A 23,040-nucleotide genomic window follows, 5' to 3' on the forward strand; every position below is an offset into this window, starting at 1 on the left:
TAAAAAACCTGTTAAATATTGTCCGTAGCATTGGTATATAATAACGTATCTGTAAAAACCGATGAACTCCAGGAGCTTATCTACGGGTGTGCCCGTAATGAGCGGGGAGCTCAGGCGAAGCTGTACCATCTCTTCTATCCACGGATGATGAGCATGGTGCGTCGCTATTTTCCCGAACAGATGCAGGCGGAAGAGATATTGAACAACGGATTTCTGAGGGCATTTCAGAAGATTGAATCTTATTCTTTTAAAGGTTCGTTTGAAGGTTGGCTGCGGCGGATCGTCTTCCATGCTGTTGCCGACTATGCTTCGTCCAATACCAAGTATAAAGAGAATGTACTGCTGATCGAAAAAGATGAATTTGTTCATAAAGACCATGCCGGAAGGCTTTATTATAACGACCTGATCAACCTGATCCATGAACTACCGGAAGCTACGCGAACGGTATTCAATATGTTTGTGTTGGACGATCTCCCGCATAAGCAAATTGCTAAAGCATTGGGCATCAGTGAAGGAACATCAAAATGGCACGTTTCGGAAGCCCGGCGCATGCTCAAGGAAAAAGTGGAAAAACTGAACTTACATTTAAAAAAATAACACGGTATGGATAACCAGAAAGATTTCATCCATATTGACGATTTGTTTAAAAAGCTGCGGAATGCTGAGGAACCGGAACGCCCGGGCTCCTGGCTGCACATGAAGGAGCTTCTGGACAAGGAAATGCCATTGGGTACTGTTGTATCTGCCGGCAGATCTTTCCGTCGATTCCTCATCCCTGTTCTGGCCGTGATGCTGGCTGCAGGTGGTGGCGCTACTTATTACAAGCTGAACGAATCTTCCAAAACACCGGCTGCGTCACTTACCGCTGCCAGGCATACTGTTGGGGTACCCGCCGCTGGCAGCGACGCAAGGCCCCGCCTGAGCGCCGATGGCAGCAGGAACAACGGCAATGGGAATAATGGACCATCCGACAGCCAGACAACGGCAGCCGGCATAGCGCCAAACAGAGACCGTACCCGTAACACCCGTTCCGGAAGCGGGACCGCTGCTCCGGAGCTCGCCACAACGCATACAGGTAATGCACATGCCGCAACAGCCGCTGTAAACAGAACCGGCGGCCCACAACAAAAAACAAATGCCGCCGGCCTCGGAAACCCGGCCAGCGCTGCAGCGCATGAGACATCGACCGGCCGGCCACAACAACATGCTGCTATGGCCACTAACAATGGAGCCCAGCGCAAAACAGAGGTGCACACTGCAGGAAATACGGGAGAGGTAATGGAAGAGCAGCGGGTGATCGAACAGATCAAACCGGGACGCAGCGCGGCCAATGCAAAGAATGCAGAACCGGCGATCGCGGGCGAAATAATGCAGCCGGCAGCCGGCAACAAAAACTATGCATCCGGCAATACGGGCGTAAAGCAATTGCCGCTGGCGCTGAACAGCAAAAAGATCGTGAGGGATAACAACGGTAACCTGTATAAGGAAGAGCGTGATACCTTCAAACGCATAGACCTGGTGGAGCGGCTTGTCGCTTCCGGCAACCGGAACCAGGGCGGGTCTTCCTATAAAACGGCAATGGATACCGTAGCCGTGACCCGCGTGGAAAAGGTGCGCTACGTTCCGCTGGATCAGCTTGAACTGGTCACTCTGCGGAAAATGGGCATAGAGGCAAGCACGAAGAAAATAATACCTTCAGCCAGCCTGAAAGAACGGACACTTTCTAAAAAAGAGATTGTGAGCCTGGTACCCCTGAACCAATACAAGGTAGCTAGTCGTCGTGTAGATCCCGGTAAATTCAACCAGCTGATCCAAAATACATCGCAGGGTATTTCCAACTATTTCGACGGTTCCCATAATTTCTATACCGGCATATTGGTGGGCGGAAATGCTTCCTTCGGAAACCCTGGTGCTTTCGGGATGCAGCTGGGTGTAGCCGGCCTTTATTCCCTGGGTGAACGCCTGACCCTGACGGCAGAGTTGAAATATGTAAATCACTACTTCAGCAATTACTCTGTTGAGGACCGTTCAGTGACCTTTGAAAATATCAGCAGCCAACAAGTGGGTTCAGGATGGCTGTTCTCCGGTCAGCAAAATACCACCACCTCGGCCTATAAGATCAATAGCTTCAGCGCACTGGAAATGCCGGTAACACTAAGCTATAACCTGGGACGTTTGTCCATATTTGCAGGCCTTGATATGGCATACGCCTTCCCGATTAAATGGAGCAAGGAAAATACATTTAATACCACCAACGTAGAGCAAAATCAAAGCCAGAACCAGAATCCGTTCCGCGATGCTTTCTTTAAGGTAGATGAGCAAAAAGACTTCGGTTCCCGTTTCGGGCTGGGTTATGTATGGGGAATGAGCTACGACGTTTCCAGGAAGGTATCGCTGGATGCGCGGGTGAGCCAGATTGTATGGGATAACAGCACCGGCAAAACGGATGCTATCAACAGGATGTTCCGCATTCCTACCATGCAGTTCTCTATCGGTTATTACTTCGGTCGTAAAGACAAAGTGATCTACATTATGGACAAGCGATAGCATTCATCTCTATAAAGAAACCGGCAGGATCATCGTCTTGCCGGCTTTTTTATGCCCGGTCATTTTATGCGTATCGAAAAGGGAAAATATATTTATATTGTTTTACTTTGTGACGCACTCCTATAAACCAGATCCCATGAACACCGCCCTGATCCTGGATGATGAAGCGCTTGCCCGAATGAGCCTGCAAGGCTTGTTGCGCAAGCATTGTCCGCAGGTTGGCGACATCTACTGCGCTGCTACCGTTGCCGAAGCCGTTTCCGTATTGAAGGAAAAGACGGTCGGGCTTTTGTTTATCGATATTCACCTCGGTTCCGAAAGAGGGTTCGGTCTTGTCCGTAGCATTGACACCGAGAAACAGGCGGTGATCTTTGTTACGGCGCATGAACAGTATGCCTTGTCTGCAATCAAGGCACATGCGCTTGATTATTTGCTGAAGCCCGTAAACATTGATGAGCTGAACGCAGCGGTAGAAAAGGCAAGCCGGTACCTTAACAAACATTATACCGGAAAGGAAGAAATACAGCGTGAGAACAGTGTCCATCCCGGACGCAGCGATTACGATGCGCCGGGAAGGTTGATCATACCGCATGGGGCGGGATTCGATATTATCGATGCGCAGAAGATCATCTTTGCAGAAGCCGATGGAAATTATACCATTTTCCACCTGGAAGGCTATAGAAAAATGGTTTCTTCAAAGCAGATCGGTTACTACGAGACAGTCCTGGAGCCATCGTCGTTCTTTCGCGCCCACAAGTCTTTTATCATTAACCTGAAGTACCTTACCGGCTATTCTTCACGGGAAGGCTATGTGGCCCACATGATGGAAGGGTATAAGATCCCGATAAGCCGCAGAAAGCTTCCTGACTTCCTGGAACGCTGTAAAAAAAGACAGCCGTGAGAAAGCTTTCCGCATTGATAGGCTTCCTGCTGCTCGGCTATAATTCCGGTTCCCAGCCCGGTAGCTATATTCAATACACTACAGTAAACGGGTTGCTGAGCAATAAGCTTTATGATATCGTACAGGACAGGGACGGGTTTATCTGGCTATCGGGCAATAGCGGCGTATACCGCTTCGATGGTACCTATTTCCGGAACTTCAGCATTGCCGATGGCTTGCCCGATAACGAAGTGCTGAAACTGTTTCAGGACAGCTACGGGCGTATCTGGTTCTTCTGTTTTAATGGCCGTATCGCCTATTATCAAAACGGGCGGTTCCGTAATGATGCCAACGATAGCATTCTGGCCGGGATACAATTAAAAAATATTCCCGTTAGCTTTTATGAAGGGAAGAACAACCTATTGCATATCCTTGTCCAGAACGGCAGTTATGTACTGCTCAAGATCAATGCAACAGGGATTGTAAGCAGCAAGATCGTTCATGCGCCGGCAAGTTGTTATTGGGAAGATAGGACAGACCGCTACTACCTGCACCGGGATTCTATTTTTAAGAATGGCAAATGCCTTTTTGGGATTGCCCCTTCGCTGAGCGCCAATATGCCGCAATATGCCTATACCGACCACAACACGCTATATTATCCGGGTAGGAAGGGCATTTACCTGTTCCGGAACGATCATTTCCGGCTGCTTCTGCCAGCCGTGCGGTCGGCTGGTCCTATAAAAAAATTTTACGTAAACGGAGCAAACGAAATATTTACGTTCAACAATGGCGGGGGCGTGACGCGCTGGCAAAAGACGGCCGGCGTCTTTAGGCTCATCGACTCGTATCCCGATCCTAAGAACGAAGGTAAAATACTGGTCGACCGGCAAAACGGGGTGTGGATCACTACGCTGACGCAAGGCTTATACTATTATCCTTCCGATAGCCGCAACTGGCGTATGGTCCCTCCCCGGAGCAACTGGCCCGGAAAGATAGTCACCGATATGTTTATGACCAGCGAAGGGAAGATCATTTTGGGTTTTGAAAGCGGCAATGTCGCGATGGCCGATAAGGATTTTGATGTACAGGAGGCCTACCGACTTACCGGTGCAAATCAATATCTACCCGTCAGGGACATACGAATGACAGCCGGTCGGCAGATCGTCGTATCGGGGGCCAGCCGCTGTCTGGTAAAGCAGCATTCGAAAGCAGCTGCTATCGGCGCTTTTAAGGACATTGAAACAGACGGGCAGAAAGTATACTTTGCCACCATGACAGACCTGGGTTGGCTCGATCCGGCAACAGGCCGCAGCTCCCTGTTCCATACCGAACGGGGAAAAGGACTCGGCACCCGAAAGTATGCGGTATGGCCTGCTACGGGGAGCGATCGTTTGTGGTACAGCAGTATTGAAGGGCTGCAGTTGCTGGAGCGTGGTAAGAAAATGCCACTACCGGGAAGAGGCCATCCCTTCCTGCAAAAAAGGATCATCGATATCCGGGAGATGGGGCAGGGGCTTCTGGTGCTGGTAAGCGATGGCGAGGGCGTAGCTTTGACCGATAAGGATGGGAATGTGTTGCAGGTGCTGTCGGGCCGGGAGCTGCACTACGGGCTTATTGGAAAGGCCTTTGTGGAGGGCGATAAACTATGGCTTGCAGGTACTGCAGGTATTGGCATTTTTCAGCTTAGGGGAAACAAGCTCGTACCGCAGTACTGGATCGACAAAAACAGCGGCTTGCAATCAAACGATGTTCGTGCCTTTTGTGTGGACCGGGAATTCCTGTATGCATCTACCAATGGCGGATTACAGAAGCTAAGCCGGACCGCTTTGCTGAAAAAGGCAGGTACACCGCGCCTGTTCCTTCATGCGCTGGAGAGTGGCAGTAAAGTATGGACCGCCTATGGCGCGCAAATAGCCCTACCGCCGCGCTGCCGCGAGATCAGGTTGCATTGCAGCGCGCTGGCCTTTGGCAATACGGCCAGGGCTGTCTTTGCCTATCGTTTCGGGCCTTCAGGCAATTTCATCGAAACCAGCGACCCCATATTGACCATCCCGGTTGGCTTCGACGGTAAGGAAGCACTCTTCCTTAAATGCAGGAAGGGCGATAGCGAGTGGTCGCAGGCAGCGGTATTGCGGCTCTATGTTCCAGTCCCCTGGCACAGGCAAACGGCAGCAGTAGCGCTATTTTTTATTGTCGCAGTGCTGACGGCGAGCAGTCTGAGCATGTATTTCGTCAACCGGCTGCGAAAACGGCAAATGAACATGAAGGATCTTAAGCTGCAGGTAGCGCTGCTCGAAATAAGCGCGCTACAATCGAGCATGAATCCGCATTTCGTCTTCAATGCCCTGAATTCTGTGCAGCATTTTGTCAACGAAGGCAATGCTTATGAGGTCAACAAATACCTGACCAAATTTTCGAGATTGTTACGTCGCAACCTCAACAACAATACCGCATCGCTTATCTCGTTGGAAAAAGAGCTGGCGGGACTGCGTGATTACCTGGAGCTGGAGCAGCTACGCTTTGGCAAAATGCTGCAATTCACGATCACCATCGATGAACATATCCCTGCAGAATACACGATGATACCGGCCATGCTGGTACAGCCTCTGGTCGAGAATGCAATACTGCACGGTATACCCGATACCGGCTATACCGGCCATGTCGATATTGATATTTCGGCCGTCAGCAACCGCTTGCTGATCCGCATCAGGGATAATGGCAAGGGCTTGATGGTGCGGCCAGAGGAAAACGATGAGCACCGCAGCCTGGGTATACAGACCATTAAAAGCCGGTTGGCGCTCCTGGGCGAAATTTACAAAGAGCACTATGCCTTTCATTTGTACGCCAATGAAGATGTTAAAGGCAGCAAAGGCGTTACCGCCCGGCTGGAGTTGCCATTGGTCATCCGGCCCTGAAAGCAGGCGCTGCGCGACCGTTCTTACAAGCCTTCCTGCCGTTCCTACAATCAATACCACCTTCCCTACAATCCGCATCCTGGCGGCGTATCGTGTGCGTAGCTTTAAGCATTATTTAACCGCAACGATGCTACACACCCTGTTTTGTCCTTAATATTTATTGATCATTTTAAAATAAACATTCGATGAAAAAACAAAAGTTGAACATTAAAAAGCTCTCCCTGGAGAAAGTGACGGTGCTGCCACTCCAGCAACAGGATAAGGCTAAGGGCGGATGCCCACCTACAAGCGCGACAGGCTCCTGCCTCACCTTTGTCGCCACATGCGATAATATGACCTGTACGGCGCCTACCCGGGTTAACTGTCCGAGTGTGCCGCCGCCATGCATGCATACCCGTCAGCCCGGCTGCCAGATGGAATCGGTATTTATTGCCTGTTGATCACATCGGAGCGGCGTCAGAAATGCATTTTGCCCGTTATAACCTAAAATAAAAAGATCATGAAAAAGAAATCCCCGAAACAAAGATTATCGTTAAAGAAAGTCCCTATGGGCCGGCTAACGGCGGCTGAAGAAAAATATGTCCTTGGCGCAGGCCGGTACGAAACAGAAGGCCGCACCTGCAATATCGTGGTCATACCTGTTCCGGAAACACAGTGGATACAGTGCTTTGAAACCCGGATGGCGCAGACCTGCGCGCTGTCGGGTGTATGCCAGGCGGCCTCATTGGTTTGTACCCGATAATACCGTCGGATTTGTTACACAAACAAAATAAAACCCGGCGTCGATCGACGCCGGGTTTTATTTTGTCTGAAAGCAAGGTGGCTTACAGTTTATCTACAATTTTGTCTACAATACCGTATTTAATGGCTTCTTCAGCATCCATCCAGTAGTCACGTTCCAGGTCAAGCAGCACTTTATCGTAGGGCTGACCGCAGTTATCGGCCAGGATCTTCGCGCTCATTTCCTTAGTCTTCTGGATCTGGCGGGCATGGATCTCCAGGTCAGCCGATACCCCTTGGAAATAGCCACCCAGACTGGGCTGGTGGATCATTACTTCTCCGTGGGGGAAAATATAACGCTTGCCTTTTTTGCCTCCGGACAGCAGGATAGAACCCATACTGGCCGCAAGACCCATACAGATAGTAGCAACCGGCGACTTGATCATTTGCATCACGTCATAAATAACAAGACCGCTTGTAACAACGCCGCCCGGGCTATTGATATAGAATTTGATCTCCTGGCCAGGTTTGTCGGCATCCAGCAGCAGCAATTTATTGACCACATCTTTGGCCGATTTGTCTTCTACGGGGCCCCACAGGTATACGGTACGGTTCTTGAAGAACATTTCTTCCTGCTTTTTTACCGTAAGACTACCGGGGACCTGTGGATCGACTACAGGTTTTTCAGTCTCCTCATCTTCGTCGCCGTCCTCGCTTTTATACCGGAGGCCCAGTTGAGCCAGATTATATTGATTCATATTTTTTCGATTGGATTTTTTGAAATGAAGGATTGCTTATTTCTTTTTCTTGGCATTGGGCAGCAGCACCTCGTCTACGATACCGTACTCTTTGGCTTCTTCGGCCAGCATCCAGAAGTCGCGATCGCTATCCTTGGCTACTTTCTCAAGGGTTTGGCCTGTATGCTCGCTGATGATGGTATACAGGTTTTGTTTCACGCGCTGTATCTCTTTTACGGTAATGCTGATATCAGTTGCCTGGCCGCCGATAGCGCTGCTCGGCTGGTGCATCATGATGCGTGCGTGGCGCAGGGCTGTGCGTTTGCCATTGGTACCGGCACACATCAGCACAGCAGCCATGCTGGCGGCGATACCGGTGCAAATAGTCGCGATATCGGGGTTTACGATCTGCATGGTGTCGTAAATGCCCAAGCCGGCATATACGCTGCCACCGGGACTGTTAATGTACATCTGCACGTCGCGGGTACGGTCGGTGCTTTCCAGGAAAAGCAGCTGCGCGGTAACGATATTGGCCACATAGTCATTTATGGGCTCGCCCATAAAAATGATACGGTCCATCATCAGCCGGCTAAAAACGTCCATAGAAGCTACGTTAAGCGGGCGTTCCTCAATGATATAAGGGGTTAAAGCCGTCGGTTGCGCGCTTACATGGGCGGCATAGCTATCAAAGGTGTTGCTGCTGATGCCCCGATGTTTGACCGCATATTTGCGAAACTCGTTATGATCCATTGTTGAATAATTGATTTTACAGTGAAAGATAAATTTAGGGCTTTTCTATTCCAAAAAGCAAAAAGCCCTACAGGGAGGGTAACAAATATCAATCCAATCGGGGAAAATGCCAAATCGTCATTTTTCGTGTGGCATAGTGGGTCTTGTTGGCAAACATTAATCCCTTTTGGCACGGTTGTATTCCGCAACAAATGACGCTAACGACAAAAGACGCCTTTGTTAAAGGCGATGGTAAATATCTGTATCGGGCGGGATGCTTAGGCTGTTACCCCAAATTGTTTCAGGTGATGGCTGGCATGCTTGTGCAGCAATTGTATCCAAAGGTCATAATCTAGTTCGCCGAAGAAAGGATTCAGCAAGGTTTTGCCCGGGTCGGCGGCATAAACGGCAAAGAAATGGTCGATTTCCTGTTGGAGGGCTTCCAGCGCGGCAGGCATGTCAGCATGCTGAACCGGTATAGGTTCCGCCGGCATCAGCTTATTTTCTGTATTCTCCCTGAACTGCTTTTCACTTACCAGGAAGGCGCGTACCTGTGGCAGGTGCTCGTCGGGTGTAAGTACGCGGGTATGCACGATTTTGCCGCTGGCCCAGCCGAAGCCTTCCCGGGCTATATGCTCCGTCATTTGCTGCAGGTTCATTTTTCCCCATGCCGGCTGATGATCGGCCGGGATGCCGGAAATAAGGGTTACCAGGTCGTTCTTCAGGAATTGTGCTTTGTCCATGAGACAGGGGTTTTGTGCTTGTTTTGCTTTGCTAGTCACAAATGTAATACTTTTGCACTCTGAATTTTGACCATGCCCGATCTGCTCTATATAGACACTTCCGGAAAAACAGCGACGGTAGCCGTATCCCGCAAGGACCAGCCGGTGCTGCTGCGCCGTATGCCCGATGCCAGGGAGCAGGCGGCGATCCTCAACCTCGTGATCAGTGAGGCGCTGGATGCTGCCGGAACGGCGCTTGACCGCCTGAATGCGATTGCCGTATGTGCCGGACCTGGCTCTTATACCGGTATCCGGGTGGGCCTCAGCACCGCCAAGGGCCTGGCCTTCGCACTGGAAAAGCCGTTGATGCTGTTCAACCACCTCGATCTCCTCGCTGCACAATATGGCGGGCAGGGAGCGCTTGTGATCGCGCTCAAGGCAAGGGCCGGGGAATATTTCTATGCCCGTTACCATGACGATGGCAGCATTGCCGAGCCGCCGGCACACCGGTTCGAAGAGGAGATAGGCGATCCCGGCGAGGAATGGTTGCTTACCGATGAGCCGGCGCTCCTTCCCGGAGCCCGCCGGATACAGCCCGATACAGCAGCGGGTATCGATATGCCTTCCTGGGTCGCGCTGGCAGAAGAGCGGTTTGCCAGGGCTGCCTTCGACGATCTGGCGTATTCCGAACCTTTTTACCTGAAGGCTGCTTACACTACCCAAAGCAAAAAATAACGCTTTACACTGCGGCGCAGGCCGCTATTTTTTTATCTTAATTTTTTTCACAAAACATGCTACAAACTGCAAAGCCCGCCCGGGAGTCCTTCACCATGATGAGCGAGCTGGTGCTTCCCGGAGAGACCAATACCCTGGCCAATCTTATGGGGGGCAAGTTGATGTACTGGATGGACATTGCCGCCGGTATCGCCGCGCAGAAACACTGCAATACCGTTGCGGTAACGGCTTCGGTCGATAATATATCCTTTGCCAATCCCATCAAGCTGGGCGATGTGGTGACCATCGAATCCAAGGTTACCCGTGCCTTCAACAGCTCCATGGAGATCTATATCAAGGTATGGGGCGAAGACCTCAAGGCAAGGCATAAGTATCTGTCCAACGAAGCTTACTTCACCTTCGTATCCCTGGGCGCCAACGGCAGGCCTTATACCGTACCGGAGCTGATACCCGAAACGGAGGCTGAAAAAGAAATGTACAATGGGGCGCTGCGCCGCCGCCAGTTGCGCCTGATACTGGGTGGCAAAATGAAACCCGAAGAAGCGGGCGAATTGAAGGCTTTGTTCCTGTAGAAAGCATTTGGGATATCCTGAGCTAAAAAGTAAATTTGGACATTCAAAACAGATGCCATGAGCCAGATCAGCCAGAATAGCCTCGACCTGCACAATGCCGGCGAGCAGATCGTATGGAAGGGAAAGTCTTCCCAGCTGCTCAATGCCAAACATTATGCCCTGGCCCTGCTGGTCGCGGCGGTCAGCATATGGGCTGCCCTGCATTTCGACAGCAACTATCTGTTGCTGGGCTGCCTCGCTGCTGTAGTGTACGCACTGTGCTACTTTATGATCCTGAATGCCGCGAGCTATACGCTCACCAACCAGCGTATCATCAGGCGGGCGGGCGTGCTCAACCGTACCACTTACGAGATCGAACTGTACCGGGTCAAGGATGTGCATTTGTTTGAGCCGCTGCAATTGCGGCTCTTCGGACTAGGCAACATTTCGCTGATCTCCTCACAACGCAGCACGCAGTTGTTTGCGATCAAAGCCGTAAGCCAGGCTACGGCACTCCGGGAACAGCTCAGGCACTTAGTGGAAACGAGACGGAACGAGAAAGGAGTGGGGGAGTACGATACCAACTAAAAAAAGAGATTCAAGTTTACAAAAACTTGAATCTCTTTTTTTTATTATTTTAACTTTATTCCCACTCGATAGTGGCCGGGGGCTTGCTGCTGATATCATATACCACGCGGTTGATACCCCTTACATTGTTGATGATGTCGCTAGATACTTTTGCCAGGAATTCATAAGGCAGGTGCGCCCAATCGGCGGTCATACCATCGACCGAGGTCACCGCGCGCAGGGCTACCGTAAATTCATAAGTGCGTTCATCGCCCATAACACCTACGCTCTGTACCGGCAGCAATATGGCTCCGGCCTGCCATACGCGGTCGTATTCGCCGGTATCGCGTAGTAGTTGGGTGTATACGGCATCGGCCTCCTGCAACAAAGCAACCTTGTCGGCAGTAATAGCGCCGAGGATCCTGATGGCCAAGCCGGGGCCGGGAAAAGGATGGCGTTTGAGAAAAATATCATCGAGCTGCAGCTCTTTGCCCGCGCGGCGCACCTCATCCTTGAAAAGGAAGCGCAGCGGCTCGATCAGCTCCATCTTCATGATGTCGGGCAGGCCGCCTACATTATGATGCGATTTGATGGTTACCGATGGACCGTTGACCGATACGGACTCGATCACATCGGGATAAATAGTGCCCTGTCCCAGGAACTTCACATCACTCAGCAAGGCCGCTTCTTCCTGGAAAATATCGATGAACAGCTTGCCGATGATCTTGCGCTTGCGCTCAGGGTCGCTCACGCCATCCAGCTCACCATAAAAGCGATCTTTCGCATCTACGCCTTTTACATTCAGGCCAAGATGCCTGTAGCCTTCCATTACCTGCTCAAACTCGTTCTTGCGCAACAGGCCGTTGTCTACAAAAATACAGAAGAGCTTGTCGCCGATTGCTCTATGGATCAGCGTGGCCGCTACTGTGGAATCGACGCCACCGCTAAGGGCCATCACTACTTTTTCGGAGCCCACCTTTGCTTTGATGGCGGCTACAGATTCTTCCACGAAAGCGGCAGGTGTAAAGCTCTGATCGCAGCCACATACGTCGACAACAAAGTTCTTGATGATCTGGCGGCCTTCGGTGCTGTGCGTTACTTCGGGGTGGAACTGGATACCATAAACCGGGTTGGGATAGCCTTTGGCCTTGTAAGCCGCAACGGGAATACTTTCGGTGGTAGCGAGTAACTCGAAGTTTTCGGGTAGCTCTTTTACCGTATCGCTATGGCTCATCCATACCTGGGTGGCATCCGATACGGTTTCGAAAAGGGTTTCTTTAGCGGCAAAATGAAGATGCGCACGGCCGTATTCCCGGCTGTTGGATTTAGCCACCACGCCGCCGTTCTGCTGCGCGATCAGCTGCGCGCCGTAGCAAACGCCTAGTACAGGCACTTCTTTGGCCAGCACAGCAATGTCGGGTTTGGGCGCATTGGGGTCGTTTACAGAAAACGGGCTCCCGGAAAGGATGATCCCTTTCACTTCCGGTGTAATGGCCACCGGCTTCAGGCAGGGTACGATCTCGCAATAGATATTCAGTTCCCGCACGCCGCGGGCGATCAGCTGGGTATACTGGGAACCGAAATCGAGAATGAGGATTTTTTCAGTCATTATATGCTTGGTAATATCATTTACGGGATGTAAGCCGGTACGGCGTTACGCTTCGGCAGTAGGACCACCGAAGGTAAAGGGCAGGCTGGCTTGTTCCTGATCTTTGATCACGCCGTTCTGGGTCTCATAACGTTTAACGTTGTCAATAAGCGCGCGCATCAGCTTTTTGGCATGCTGCGGCGTCATAACCACTCTCGATTTGACTTTGGCCTTAGGAAGACCCGGCATTACGTTGACAAAATCGATCACAAATTCGGCGAAAGAGTGGGTGATGATGGCCAGGTTGGCATAGGTTCCGTCTGCAACTTCTTCTGTAAGCTCGATATTGATCTGCTGCTGATCAGGATTCTGATTTTCCATTATTAAAATGTGTATTTTTTTGAGTTGAAGAGGTGCAAAGGTAATTTAATAATGCGGAGAAATAAAGCCTTGCTTTTTCAGAAAGGATGGTCCCCATTTTTTGCCTTCCTACCCCTCACTTATTTGTTTTTCCGCCGTCTTTTCTTTAGGGAAGGTTAACAAAGAATTGAATCCCGCATATTGATGTAGTTTCTTGTTTTGATGCGTTTTTTGAAGCAGAATTTCTTATTATAGCTTAAAGAAAATACAAATTTTTACCTCTTTAGATAAACCAAATAATAGATGAAATCAAGATTACTTTTTGCTTCCTTGCTGGCCCTGTCCACCTATGCTGCGCAGGCAGCTTATGTGCCGCTGCCAATCACTACTGGGTTTACGGCAGACGTGGTGGCCAATGGTACCGGTACTGTAATGGCGACTACCTCTGCCGATGTGGATGGCGCCAATTTCAGCTTCATGGCTATTGGTTGGCAGCAAACGAGCACCAGCACTCCGGTTACTTTCGGTTTGCCGGCCAGCGGTGTGATCAGTAGCGCCGTTGCTGCCACACCCGGCCTTAACTTTAACATTGGTCCTTCTGGAACACCTTACACCGGCAACAACTCGTTGCGTATAGCGACCAACGGTACTTCAGGTACCCTGGTCTTTGCCAGCAATCCTACCGCCAGCAATTTGTTTATACTGGCTACTTCTGGTAGCGGCAATAGCTATTTTACCGGGCAGATCAACTTTACTGATGCTACAAACCAGCCCATCAGCACCGCGATCGTTGTGCCGGATTGGTTCAGCTCCACGCTTCAGCCCGTGGCAGCGTCCGGCTTTGGCCGGGTAGGCTATCTTTCTAACCTTACGGAGAATCCTTCAGGCAACCCACGTTTGTATCAGATCACGATCCCGATCAATACGGCCAACCAGACTAAGCAAATTGCCAGCATCCAGATTACCAAAGCCACCACGAGTGCTGCCGGATCTGTGCTCAACGTATTTGCGGCAAGTGTGGAAACTGTGGTAACCTGCGCGGCGCCGACCAGCCCCACTGCAACTTCTATTACACCTACTACGGCGGTGCTAGACTGGGCGCAGACCGGAACCCCAGGCCAGTGGCAGATCAAATATGGTCCTACCGGTTTCCCCGTGGCGACCGGCGGCACTTCTATTTTTACCAGCACCAAGCCTTATACCTTAAACCCGCCGCTGACTCCTTCAACCGGCTATTCCTACTATGTAAGGGCGGTATGCGGAGCCAACGATACAAGCCTTTGGACTCCTGTTACGAATTTTACTACCACCTGTAATGCACCGGCGATTGTGAGCAAGACGGACAGCTTCAATTGCGGTACCGGCGCGGTCACGCTTAAAGCCAGTACAGTAGCCGGCGCCAGCATCAAATGGTATGCGGCGCTTACCGGTGGTACGGCGCTTATTACAGGCAATATCTATACAACCGGTTCCATTTCGGCCACCACGACTTATTACATCGCTGCTGCCAGCGGCACCTGCGAATCCAGTCCGCGGCAGGCGGTAGTGGCTACCATACGTCCTATACCAACAGTGAATATAGGCAACGATACCACTATATGTCCTGGTATTACCTATACACTCAACGCGACCACGACCGGTGGCACCTATGCCTGGAATACCGGAGCTACTACGCCTACGATCACTGTAAACACAGCCGGTACCTATTCCGTGGCGGTAACCGTGAACAGCTGCAGCGGCTCCGACGCCCGCGTTATTACACCCGGCATCGTTCCGGTGAACGTACAGCCCGCCGTAACCGATCTCTGCTCGGGTAGCACCGCTACGCTCAATGCGGGCAATGCGGGCAGCACCTTTCTGTGGACGCCCGGAAGTAATACGACGCAGACCATCAATGTAACGGCCGGCGGTACTTATACGGCGCAGATCAAGAGTACCAACGGCTGCGTGATCAACAGCAGCACCAATGTAATCATCCGTCCTTTGCCGGTGCCGGCCCTGGGCAATGATACCAGCATCTGCGACGGCGCACAGATCACGCTCGATGCCGGCAATGCAGGTTATACTTTCCTCTGGAATACGGCGGCAACCACACAGACCATTGCTATAACGGACTCCGGTACCTATTCCGTAACGGTTACCACGCCCTATAGCTGCGTACAGACAGAAGACCGCCATATTGCCTATCTGCCCTCACCCCGTGCAGAAGGATTCAACTTTATACCCCTCTTTTACGAAGATCTCGGCAAAGTGAAATTCAGCCCGCTGAATCCTACCGACGTAGACTCCTACGAATGGGATTTTGGCGATGGCTCGCCTAAGAGTACGCAAATGACGCCGATGCATACCTATGCTGCTACCGGTTCATACGATGTTACCCTGAAGGTCTACAACAATTGCGCCGACTACAGCATCAGCCAACCGCTCAAGGTGGACCTGGTCACCGGCATCATCAAGCTGGGTAAAGACGAGGCGAATGTGCTGCTGTACCCCAATCCTTCCCGCGATCAGCTTTTCATCAGCAACAAGAGCGCGGTGAAAATGCAGGAAGTAATGGTGTTCAATACCCTGGGCGCCCTGGTATACCGCCACAAAGCCGATAACGACAAGCAACACCAGTTGTCTGTATCAGGCATGGCCGCCGGTGTTTATTCGGTACGTATCCTTACCGACAAAGGGTTTGTGATCCGGAAATTTGAAGTGCTTCGCTAACAAAAAGCAATATCCCCACAAGGCTGCAGGTGACCCCTGCAGCCTTTTTTGTTGATAAAGAATTCATATACCACTATTTGACGGGATCGATAAATTTGAAAATTGATTTACCTTAGATCAATTTAAAAGGAAATAAGTATGAAAGAAAAAGGAGAGATCGTTGAGGATTGGCTGCCGCGGTATACCGGTCTGGAGCTCGGCCAATTCGGGAAGTACATCCTGCTCTGCAATTTCTACAAATATGTAGAGCTGTTTGCTGAGATGCACGATGTGCCTATTGTGGGTCTGGATAAGCCCATGCCCTGCGCTACGGCCGACGGCATCACGATCATTAATTTTGGTATGGGCAGTCCCGGGGCAGCTACCATTATGGACCTGCTGTCGGCCATCAGTCCCAATGCCGTGTTGTTTCTGGGTAAATGCGGCGGATTGAAAAAGAAAAATAAAGTGGGCGACCTTATCTTACCTATCGCCGCCATAAGAGGAGAGGGGACCAGCAACGACTATTTCCCGGCCGAAGTGCCTGCCTTGCCTGCCTTTGCCCTGCAAAAGGCCATTTCCACAACCATACGGGATTATGCCCGCGACTACTGGACCGGCACCTGCTATACCACCAACAGAAGGGTATGGGAGCATGATGAAGAGTTTAAGCTTTACCTGAAGCGCATCAGGGCCATGGCGATAGACATGGAAACAGCGACCATCTTTATTACCGGCTTTGCCAATAAGATACCTACCGGTGCTTTATTGCTGGTATCGGATCAACCGATGATACCCGAAGGTGTAAAGACCTCAAAGGGGGATGCTAAAGTGACCAAGCTCTTTGCCGAGCTGCACCTGAAGATCGGTATCGATTCGCTGAAACAGCTGATCAACAACGGGCTCACGGTAAAGCACCTGCACTTTTAAGCCAGGTAAATATTGTGAAGCGACGTACGGATGAGCCCGTTTTCCCGGGCTTTGGTGAACAGCGTATTTACCGCCTGGCGGCCTTCCGTTCCCAACGAATCGGAGTATTCGTTCACATAGAGGTTGATATGCTTACGCATTACCTCTTCCTCCATTTCCTGCGCGTGGCTGGTAACGAAACCGGAAAGCGCGGGATAGTTTTTCCAGCTGTATTGCAGGCTTTCCCTGATCATTTGCTCTACCTGTAGCGCTGTTTCGACAGGGATATCCCTGCGGATGCAGATACCACCCAGCGGGATGGCCGAACCGCTGGCCTGTTCCCACCAGTCGCCCATGTCGATTAGCTTTTCCAGTCCGCGTTGCTGATAAGTAAAGCGGCTCTCGTGAATGACCAGACCACAGTCAAATTCGCCTTTCAATACCCTTTCCTCGATCTCGCTGAACAAAACTTCGGTTTTGTCGGTAGCCTTGGGAAAAGCAAGCGAGAACAGCAGGTTTGCAGTAGTATTGATGCCGGGAATTGCGATACGGGCGCCCGAAAGGAAATCGCCCAGATCCTGTACCGGCGCTGCACCGGCTTTACGGATAACAAGCGGCCCCACACCCCGTCCCAGTGCGCTGCCGCTATCGAGCAAGGCATAACGATCACTTACCTGCAGCAGGGTGCTGTAGCTAAGCTTGGTGATCGCCAGCTTACCTTCAAACGCCCATTGGTTCAGCGTTTCCACATCTTCAAGCACATAATCGAACTGTAACGGACCGGTATCCATTTTCCGGTTTACCATCGCATCGAAAATAAAGGTATCGTTGGGGCAGGGGCTGAAGCCTAAGGTCAGCGTTTGCAGTGCAGTCGGGCTCGTTGTCATAACCAGGAAAAAGAGCTGCAAAGGTAGCCATTTCTAAAGCAGCGCGGGGCTTTAATATTCCGGTAATAAAGGTTACTTTTGCATAGGCAGAAGGAGCATGAGCCCCCTGACCGGCGATAAAGGCGGTGCCCGATACAAACCGGAGTATTATGAAGATCATTATAGCGATAGACGGTTATTCTTCCTGTGGGAAAAGCACGCTGGCCAAAGAGCTGGCAGAGCAGATGCATTACGCCTATATTGATACCGGCGCCATGTACCGGGCTATTACGCTCTATTTCCTGCGCGAGAACGTTTCCCTGAAGAATAAGGAAGAGATCGATACCGCGCTCACGAACATCAGCCTGCATTTTGAGCTGAATGCGGAAACCCGCCGCTCCGAAATGTTCCTTAACGATGAGAATGTCGCCCGCAACATCCGGGATATGATCGTGGCCGATAAAGTAAGCGAAGTGGCCGCCATCAAGGAAGTACGGCATTTTGCTGTAGAACAGCAGCAAAAGATGGGCAAACATAAAGGGCTGGTAATGGACGGCCGCGATATCGGCACAGTGGTGTTTCCCGATGCCGAGTTGAAGATATTCATGACCGCCGACCCCGAGATCCGCGTCAAACGTCGCTTCCAAGAGCTGTATCCTACCAATCCCCTCATCACACTGGATGAGGTAAGACATAACCTCGAAATGAGAGATTACATCGACAGCAACCGGGAAGAGAGTCCCCTGCGTCGCGCCGATGATGCCCGCCTGCTCGACAACAGCGAGATGAGCCGCGAAGAGCAGCTGAAGCTGGCCCTGCAGTGGGTGGCCGAGGCCAAAGAAATGAAGCAGAGCATTGCCTGAAAGAAAAGAAAGGAATAAGAAAGTATTTTTTATATACCCGGAAGAAACGGAGCGACACCAATACAGGCGTCGCTCCGTTTTTTTAACCATAATCATTTCATCAATCTTGCTCAAAGAGAGGAATGATAAAATAGATTGCCTCGCAGCGGCACAGCGACGCTGCGAGAAAGGCCAACTTTAGCGTCTTTGTGGAAAAAAACTATCTGAGTATCCGGATATAGGAAACAGAGCCGGTCCTTGAGCTTGTCGAAAGGACAAGATGGTGCTTCGACGAGCTCAGCAACCGTTATGTAGAAGCAAATTGTATCCTGTTTCCTATATCCGGATAGTCACTAAAAGCTATAAGAAATGAGATATTTTAATCGACCCAATCGCAAATAAACAGGTTCGTATCATGTGTGCCGCCATTGTTGCGGTTGGAGCTAAAGATCAATTTCTTTCCATCGGGTGAGAACATGGGGAAGGCGTCGAAGCCATTATCCCTGGATATCTTTTCCAGGTGTTTGCCCTCAAGGTCGACAATATAGATATTAAAGGGAAAGCCGCGTTTATGCTCGTGGTTGGACGAGAAAATAATATGCTGACCATCAGGCGTAAAATTGGGTGCCCAGTTGGCCTGACCCAGTTGCGTGATCTGCCGGGCATTGCTGCCGTCGGCATTGGCCACAAATATTTCCATATTCGTTGGCATCACCATACCCTGTTGCAACAGGTCTTTATAATCTTTCACTTCTGCTTCCGTTTGGGGGCGTGAAGCGCGCCATACGATCTTGCTGCCATCGGGGCTGAACCATGCGCCGCCGTCGTAGCCGAGCGTATTGGTGATCTGCTTTACATGACTGCCGTCCAGGTCCATTACATACAAGTCCAGGTCGCCGTTGCGCATAGAGGTAAAGATGATCTTGTTGCCTTTGGGCGATATCACGGCCTCGCCGTCATAGCCCGGCTCTTTGGTCAATTGCCTCAATATCTTGCCATTCAGGTCGGCGACAAAGATGTCGTAGCTTTCGTAGATCGGCCAGATGTATTTTTTGATAACGCTGCGATCGGGTACCGGCGGGCAATTGGGGCTGCCGAGATGGGTCGACGCATACAACACCTCTTTGCCATTAGGCATGATATACGCGCAGGTGGTGCGGCCTTTACCGGTGCTCACCATTTTATAGCTGAAGGCCTCTTTAGCGTTCTTCGGTACTTTGGCGTAAAAAATCTGGTCGCAGGAAATCCCATCTTTTGGAGCCGTACGCTGAAAGGAGATCGCTTTGCCATCAAGGCTGAAATAAGCCTCTGCATTATCGCCGCCGAAGGTGAGCTGGCGGATATTTTTGAAGTGCTTTTCCCCTTCAAAGCTAAGGGAATCTTTAGTTGCGGTTTTGTCCTGGGCCTGTAGCAGCGTGGCGCCGCAGCAGGTCATACAGAGGAGCAAGGCCTTAGTACATCTCATGCAAAGAAAATTTCCGCAAAGGTAAGCTCCTGGCGTGACCTGTATGCTTTCTACCGGAAAAAAGAAAGCGATACCGGTTGGTATCGCTTTTTCCTTGTTCCCGATCAGATGACGGGGTGATCAAAAAATGTATTTACCCTCCTGGTTATACATCACGGGAAGTATGGTATGGTTCTTTTCAAAATAATCGTAGCCTGCCTTCAGGTTGATCCAGAAGCGTTGGCGTGCCATATCGTCGCCATATTCACGGCCGAGGAAGTTGAGGCCGGTCTTGTTGAAGCGTACTGGAAATACATGCACCGGTATATTGGTCTCCCCGTTGAACCGTGCCGCCAGGCAAAGGGTATAGATCTCCTGTATGCCTTCGTCTTTCATAGGCATGCAGCCCACGGTCACGCAGCCGCCATGAATATAAATGTCGCCGCCGGGTGTGGCTTTGTTACCCAGTATGAGATCCGAATAATTGGGATAGTTCAGCATCAGCGACAGGTAAAAGTCGCTTTTGGGATTGAAATCGGAAATAAAATAAAAGCCTTCGGGCACCTGACGGTCGCCTTCCCATCGCTTGGGCCCCAGAGAGCCGGACAGGGCACAGATCTTATATTGCTTGAACATCGTGAACGTATCGGCATCGGGATTACGTACCCATACTTCCATTTCGTTGTGTGCCTTAAAAGCCCTGATGTACATTTCCTTAGGAGGATAGGCCAGGTTCTTCTGCTGGAACTCCTTTTTCAGTACTTCGTTATACTGTGCGTAAGCCTTGGCCACACGAGGCGCGCTCAGCTGATAACTTTTAAATGTATTGACATCGGTTTGGGCCCTGAGGCGGAAAGAAATACAGGCAGCAAAGAGAAACACAACAGCACAATATCCTGCTCTTTTAATGGAGAAACGCATTATGGAATGAAAACAATTTTTGGGGTTCTTGACGAAAGGTAAAGATAAGATTAAATGAAAGTGAATGTGATAAACAGGTTTCCTTTTAACAGCCGTTTTAAAATTTTATTGTGCTCCGGGCCGCTATGTGTTAAAAAAAGCAATTTTTTACGTTAATAAAGCAGCCGCAGCTTTATGGTTCCTTTTACATTACGGAGCAAGGTTATGGCCTGCTGCGACAACTGCCGGTTTACATCCAGGACTACATAGCCGATACGATCATTCGTCTTGAGGTACTGCCCTTCTATATTCACTCCGTTATCGGCCAGCAGGGTATTGATCTCGCTCAACACGCCGGGAACATTGTTGTGGATATGCAGGATGCGGTGTGTGCCGTCCATGGGGGGCAGGCTGATGGGCGGGACGGTGTGCGAGCCGTAGGAGACGCCTTTTTCCAGGTACTGGAATAGCTTTTGGCCTACATCTTCGCCAATGTTCACCTGGGCTTCTTCCGTAGAACCGCCGATATGTGGCGTCAGGATCACATTGGGAAGCCCCTGCAATGGTGTTTGAAAAGGATCGCCGTTTTTCTCAGGCTCCAGGGGAAATACATCGGCAGCGGCCCCGCCGAGATGCCCGGATGCCAATGCTGCAGCCAGCGCTTCCAGATCCACAACCTCGCCGCGTGAGCAATTGATGAGCATAGTACCTTTTTTGAACTGCTGCAGGTTGCCGGCATGGATCAGGTTGCGGGTATGCGCCGTGCCCGGTACATGCAGGCTTACGATATCGCTTTCGCTTAGTACTGCTTCCATGGTTGCGCAGGCCCGGGCATTACCCAAGGGCAGTTTAGTCTCCTGGTCATAATAAAGCACCTTCATACCCAGTGCCTCCGCGATCACACTTACCTGCGATCCAATGTTGCCATAACCGATAAGCCCCATGGTCTTACCCCGCAACTCGTGGCTGCCGCGGGCATCCTTAAGCCATATACCCTTATGAGCTGCCGTATGCTTATCGATCACACGGCGTAGCAGCATTACCGATAGTCCCAGCACCAGCTCGGCCACGCTGCGGGTATTGCTGTAGGGCGCATTGAACACTGATACACCATGCCGGGCTGCAGCCTCCAGGTCCACCTGGTTGACCCCGATGCAAAAGCAGCCGATCGCCTGGAGCCTGGGCGCTGCCTGTAGTACCCGCTCTGAAATATGGGTCTTGGAGCGTATGCCCAGTAAGTGTACGTGCTTGATCGCTTCAATCAATTCGGCTTCGCCCAATGCTCCTGCCAGCTGCTGTACCTGGGTATAGCCGTTGTCCCGGAACAGCTGTACGGCTATAGGGCTGATGTTTTCCAGGAACAAGATGTTGATCTTATCCTTTGGATAGCTGGTGGCGCTCATAAAATAAGAATATGCACACGAAAATAAGTGATACCTCCGTGGAATACAAAATGATTATAACGGTATCCGTATCCTTGATCGGCCGGCATACCTATAGGTCGCTTTTGCTGCAAAGCTGTTATTTTTGCAGTATGGAGCTCTCCTTTTACAAGTACCAGGGCGCCGGGAACGACTTCATCCTGGCCGACAACCGTGAAGGGCAAATACGGCTGAATCCAAAGCAGATTGCCTGGCTGTGTCATCGCCGTTTTGGTATTGGCGCCGATGGTTTAATGCTGCTGCAATTGACGCCTGATGCCGACTTCGAGATGGTCTATTACAATTCCGATGGCAACGAAAGCACAATGTGCGGCAATGGCGGTCGCTGTATCGCCGCCTTTGCCCGGCAGCTGGGTGTTGCCGGCAATGTGATGCGCTTCAAAGCCATCGACGGGATACATGAGGCCAGGATAAGGGCCGACGAAACGGTAGCCTTGCAGATGCAGGATGTGACGAAGATCGAAGATCATGGCGATCATGTGATCCTGGATACGGGTTCACCGCACTATATACAGTGGGTGGCAGATGTGAATGCGGTAAATGTATTTGGCGAAGGCCGCGCGATCCGCAACCGGGAAGCCTTTCAGCCCAAAGGAATCAATGTCAACTTTGTACAGCGTTCGGGTGAAGACCTCCTGATCCGCACCTATGAGCGGGGCGTAGAAGACGAGACACTGGCCTGCGGAACAGGGGTGACCGCCGCCGCCATTGCTGCCGTAGGTAAAGAAACCGGCAGGTTCCATGTGCCGGTACTGGCTGTGGGCGGCTTTTTGTCCGTATCCTTTGAAAAGAAGGATGCCGCTACTGCCGAAAATATCGTGCTGACCGGCGAAGCTGTTTTCGTGTTCAAAGGAAGCATTGGGGTACCGTCGTTTTAGGATTCAAGTATCAAGAT

General features: G+C 51.0%; 22 protein-coding genes. 13 read left to right on the forward strand and 9 right to left on the reverse strand.

The features are described 5' to 3' along the window. Nucleotides 1–18 precede the first annotated feature (18 nt). From DZK30_RS13130 to DZK30_RS13155, 6 genes are all read left to right on the forward strand, one after another. Nucleotides 19–597 carry an RNA polymerase sigma factor gene (locus DZK30_RS13130; RefSeq protein WP_162903067.1) on the forward strand — a complete coding sequence of 193 codons (579 nt, stop codon included), beginning with the start codon at nucleotides 19–21 and terminating at the stop codon, nucleotides 595–597. 6 nt (nucleotides 598–603) lie between these two features. Beyond that, complete coding sequence (locus DZK30_RS13135; protein ID WP_118974572.1) at nucleotides 604–2,547, forward strand: porin family protein; 1,944 nt, start codon at nucleotides 604–606, stop codon at nucleotides 2,545–2,547. A 136-nt stretch (nucleotides 2,548–2,683) separates the two neighbouring features. Continuing rightward, complete coding sequence (locus DZK30_RS13140; protein WP_118974573.1) at nucleotides 2,684–3,448, forward strand: LytR/AlgR family response regulator transcription factor; 765 nt, start codon at nucleotides 2,684–2,686, stop codon at nucleotides 3,446–3,448. Then, nucleotides 3,445–6,342, forward strand: coding sequence for a histidine kinase (locus tag DZK30_RS13145; protein WP_118974574.1), 2,898 nt, complete (start codon nucleotides 3,445–3,447; stop codon nucleotides 6,340–6,342). Before DZK30_RS13140 ends, DZK30_RS13145 begins: the two co-directional genes overlap by 4 nt. Before the next feature lie 185 nt (nucleotides 6,343–6,527). Next, nucleotides 6,528–6,782, forward strand: coding sequence for a hypothetical protein (locus DZK30_RS13150; protein ID WP_118974575.1), 255 nt, complete (start codon nucleotides 6,528–6,530; stop codon nucleotides 6,780–6,782). A gap of 59 nt (nucleotides 6,783–6,841) precedes the next feature. Then, complete coding sequence (locus DZK30_RS13155) at nucleotides 6,842–7,084, forward strand: hypothetical protein (RefSeq protein ID WP_118974576.1); 243 nt, start codon at nucleotides 6,842–6,844, stop codon at nucleotides 7,082–7,084. Between the two features lie 82 nt (nucleotides 7,085–7,166). Here the strand turns inward: DZK30_RS13155 and DZK30_RS13160 are convergent, their stop codons facing one another. From DZK30_RS13160 to DZK30_RS13170, 3 genes are all read right to left on the reverse strand, one after another. Further along, nucleotides 7,167–7,820 carry a ClpP family protease gene (locus DZK30_RS13160; RefSeq protein ID WP_118974577.1) on the reverse strand — a complete coding sequence of 218 codons (654 nt, stop codon included), beginning with the start codon at nucleotides 7,818–7,820 and terminating at the stop codon, nucleotides 7,167–7,169. A gap of 36 nt (nucleotides 7,821–7,856) precedes the next feature. Further along, nucleotides 7,857–8,549, reverse strand: a complete 693-nt coding sequence (locus tag DZK30_RS13165; protein WP_118974578.1) for an ATP-dependent Clp protease proteolytic subunit — start codon at nucleotides 8,547–8,549, stop codon at nucleotides 7,857–7,859. Between the two features lie 257 nt (nucleotides 8,550–8,806). Next, the gene (locus tag DZK30_RS13170; RefSeq protein ID WP_118974579.1) at nucleotides 8,807–9,271 is read right to left on the reverse strand and encodes a DinB family protein; all 465 of its coding nucleotides are present in this window, start codon (nucleotides 9,269–9,271) and stop codon (nucleotides 8,807–8,809) included. A 72-nt stretch (nucleotides 9,272–9,343) separates the two neighbouring features. On the opposite strand from DZK30_RS13170, the gene tsaB reads away from it, so the two are divergent. Genes tsaB through DZK30_RS13185 form a run of 3 tightly spaced genes read left to right on the forward strand, consistent with a single transcriptional unit; the run spans nucleotide 9,344 to nucleotide 11,124 of the window. Continuing rightward, on the forward strand, nucleotides 9,344–9,985 hold the full coding sequence (gene tsaB, locus DZK30_RS13175) for a tRNA (adenosine(37)-N6)-threonylcarbamoyltransferase complex dimerization subunit type 1 TsaB (RefSeq protein WP_118974580.1): 642 nt from the start codon (nucleotides 9,344–9,346) through the stop codon (nucleotides 9,983–9,985). Between the two features lie 56 nt (nucleotides 9,986–10,041). Beyond that, nucleotides 10,042–10,557: an acyl-CoA thioesterase gene (locus DZK30_RS13180; RefSeq protein ID WP_118974581.1), complete on the forward strand. Its 516-nt coding sequence runs from the start codon at nucleotides 10,042–10,044 to the stop codon at nucleotides 10,555–10,557. 57 nt (nucleotides 10,558–10,614) lie between these two features. After that, nucleotides 10,615–11,124 (forward strand): PH domain-containing protein, encoded by a 510-nt coding sequence (locus DZK30_RS13185; protein WP_118974582.1) that lies wholly within the window; start codon nucleotides 10,615–10,617, stop codon nucleotides 11,122–11,124. 55 nt (nucleotides 11,125–11,179) lie between these two features. Here the strand turns inward: DZK30_RS13185 and guaA are convergent, their stop codons facing one another. Both guaA and DZK30_RS13195 read right to left on the reverse strand, forming a co-directional pair. Then, complete coding sequence (gene guaA, locus DZK30_RS13190; protein ID WP_118974583.1) at nucleotides 11,180–12,712, reverse strand: glutamine-hydrolyzing GMP synthase; 1,533 nt, start codon at nucleotides 12,710–12,712, stop codon at nucleotides 11,180–11,182. 45 nt (nucleotides 12,713–12,757) lie between these two features. Continuing rightward, nucleotides 12,758–13,072 (reverse strand): DUF3467 domain-containing protein, encoded by a 315-nt coding sequence (locus DZK30_RS13195; RefSeq protein WP_118974584.1) that lies wholly within the window; start codon nucleotides 13,070–13,072, stop codon nucleotides 12,758–12,760. Nucleotides 13,073–13,354: 282 nt separating this feature from the next. On the opposite strand from DZK30_RS13195, the gene DZK30_RS13200 reads away from it, so the two are divergent. Both DZK30_RS13200 and DZK30_RS13205 read left to right on the forward strand, forming a co-directional pair. After that, the gene (locus DZK30_RS13200; RefSeq protein ID WP_118974585.1) at nucleotides 13,355–15,763 is read left to right on the forward strand and encodes an Ig-like domain-containing protein; all 2,409 of its coding nucleotides are present in this window, start codon (nucleotides 13,355–13,357) and stop codon (nucleotides 15,761–15,763) included. A gap of 138 nt (nucleotides 15,764–15,901) precedes the next feature. Next, the gene (locus tag DZK30_RS13205) at nucleotides 15,902–16,672 is read left to right on the forward strand and encodes an AMP nucleosidase (protein WP_118974586.1); all 771 of its coding nucleotides are present in this window, start codon (nucleotides 15,902–15,904) and stop codon (nucleotides 16,670–16,672) included. Here DZK30_RS13205 and DZK30_RS13210 read toward each other — a convergent pair. Next, nucleotides 16,669–17,538, reverse strand: a complete 870-nt coding sequence (locus tag DZK30_RS13210; RefSeq protein ID WP_118974587.1) for a 1,4-dihydroxy-6-naphthoate synthase — start codon at nucleotides 17,536–17,538, stop codon at nucleotides 16,669–16,671. The two genes, DZK30_RS13205 and DZK30_RS13210, sit on opposite strands and share 4 nt — an antisense overlap. Before the next feature lie 149 nt (nucleotides 17,539–17,687). Here DZK30_RS13210 and cmk point away from each other — a divergent pair, with 149 nt between their 5' ends. Then, on the forward strand, nucleotides 17,688–18,380 hold the full coding sequence (gene cmk, locus DZK30_RS13215; protein ID WP_262706898.1) for a (d)CMP kinase: 693 nt from the start codon (nucleotides 17,688–17,690) through the stop codon (nucleotides 18,378–18,380). 358 nt (nucleotides 18,381–18,738) lie between these two features. Here the strand turns inward: cmk and DZK30_RS13220 are convergent, their stop codons facing one another. The 3 genes from DZK30_RS13220 to serA form a co-directional block, all read right to left on the reverse strand. Continuing rightward, entirely contained in the window at nucleotides 18,739–19,824 is a 1,086-nt protein-coding gene (locus DZK30_RS13220; protein WP_118974588.1) for a TolB family protein, read from the reverse strand. A 120-nt stretch (nucleotides 19,825–19,944) separates the two neighbouring features. Further along, entirely contained in the window at nucleotides 19,945–20,724 is a 780-nt protein-coding gene (locus DZK30_RS13225) for a L,D-transpeptidase family protein (RefSeq protein WP_118974589.1), read from the reverse strand. 152 nt (nucleotides 20,725–20,876) lie between these two features. Next, entirely contained in the window at nucleotides 20,877–22,106 is a 1,230-nt protein-coding gene (serA, locus tag DZK30_RS13230; RefSeq protein WP_118974590.1) for a phosphoglycerate dehydrogenase, read from the reverse strand. A gap of 11 nt (nucleotides 22,107–22,117) precedes the next feature. Here serA and dapF point away from each other — a divergent pair, with 11 nt between their 5' ends. Then, nucleotides 22,118–23,023 (forward strand): diaminopimelate epimerase, encoded by a 906-nt coding sequence (gene dapF / locus DZK30_RS13235; RefSeq protein WP_240432920.1) that lies wholly within the window; start codon nucleotides 22,118–22,120, stop codon nucleotides 23,021–23,023. Nucleotides 23,024–23,040: the final 17 nt, after the last annotated feature.

The organism is Taibaiella koreensis (genome assembly GCF_003545715.1).
In the GTDB taxonomy this organism is placed as follows: domain Bacteria; phylum Bacteroidota; class Bacteroidia; order Chitinophagales; family Chitinophagaceae; genus Taibaiella; species Taibaiella koreensis.

Bases quoted from the DNA above. Each gene is read 5' to 3' on its own strand.
- DZK30_RS13135 (WP_118974572.1), top strand. From the start codon at position 604: ATGGATAACCAGAAAGATTTCATCCATATTGACGATTTGTTTAAAAAG.
- DZK30_RS13140 (WP_118974573.1), top strand. From the start codon at position 2,684: ATGAACACCGCCCTGATCCTGGATGATGAAGCGCTTGCCCGAATGAGC.
- DZK30_RS13150 (WP_118974575.1), top strand. From the start codon at position 6,528: ATGAAAAAACAAAAGTTGAACATTAAAAAGCTCTCCCTGGAGAAAGTG.
- DZK30_RS13155 (WP_118974576.1), top strand. From the start codon at position 6,842: ATGAAAAAGAAATCCCCGAAACAAAGATTATCGTTAAAGAAAGTCCCT.
- DZK30_RS13160 (WP_118974577.1), bottom strand. From the start codon at position 7,820: ATGAATCAATATAATCTGGCTCAACTGGGCCTCCGGTATAAAAGCGAG.
- DZK30_RS13165 (WP_118974578.1), bottom strand. From the start codon at position 8,549: ATGGATCATAACGAGTTTCGCAAATATGCGGTCAAACATCGGGGCATC.
- DZK30_RS13170 (WP_118974579.1), bottom strand. From the start codon at position 9,271: ATGGACAAAGCACAATTCCTGAAGAACGACCTGGTAACCCTTATTTCC.
- tsaB (WP_118974580.1), top strand. From the start codon at position 9,344: ATGCCCGATCTGCTCTATATAGACACTTCCGGAAAAACAGCGACGGTA.
- DZK30_RS13180 (WP_118974581.1), top strand. From the start codon at position 10,042: ATGCTACAAACTGCAAAGCCCGCCCGGGAGTCCTTCACCATGATGAGC.
- DZK30_RS13185 (WP_118974582.1), top strand. From the start codon at position 10,615: ATGAGCCAGATCAGCCAGAATAGCCTCGACCTGCACAATGCCGGCGAG.
- guaA (WP_118974583.1), bottom strand. From the start codon at position 12,712: ATGACTGAAAAAATCCTCATTCTCGATTTCGGTTCCCAGTATACCCAG.
- DZK30_RS13195 (WP_118974584.1), bottom strand. From the start codon at position 13,072: ATGGAAAATCAGAATCCTGATCAGCAGCAGATCAATATCGAGCTTACA.
- DZK30_RS13200 (WP_118974585.1), top strand. From the start codon at position 13,355: ATGAAATCAAGATTACTTTTTGCTTCCTTGCTGGCCCTGTCCACCTAT.
- DZK30_RS13205 (WP_118974586.1), top strand. From the start codon at position 15,902: ATGAAAGAAAAAGGAGAGATCGTTGAGGATTGGCTGCCGCGGTATACC.
- DZK30_RS13210 (WP_118974587.1), bottom strand. From the start codon at position 17,538: ATGACAACGAGCCCGACTGCACTGCAAACGCTGACCTTAGGCTTCAGC.
- cmk (WP_262706898.1), top strand. From the start codon at position 17,688: ATGAAGATCATTATAGCGATAGACGGTTATTCTTCCTGTGGGAAAAGC.
- DZK30_RS13220 (WP_118974588.1), bottom strand. From the start codon at position 19,824: ATGAGATGTACTAAGGCCTTGCTCCTCTGTATGACCTGCTGCGGCGCC.
- DZK30_RS13225 (WP_118974589.1), bottom strand. From the start codon at position 20,724: ATGCGTTTCTCCATTAAAAGAGCAGGATATTGTGCTGTTGTGTTTCTC.
- serA (WP_118974590.1), bottom strand. From the start codon at position 22,106: ATGAGCGCCACCAGCTATCCAAAGGATAAGATCAACATCTTGTTCCTG.
- dapF (WP_240432920.1), top strand. From the start codon at position 22,118: ATGCACACGAAAATAAGTGATACCTCCGTGGAATACAAAATGATTATA.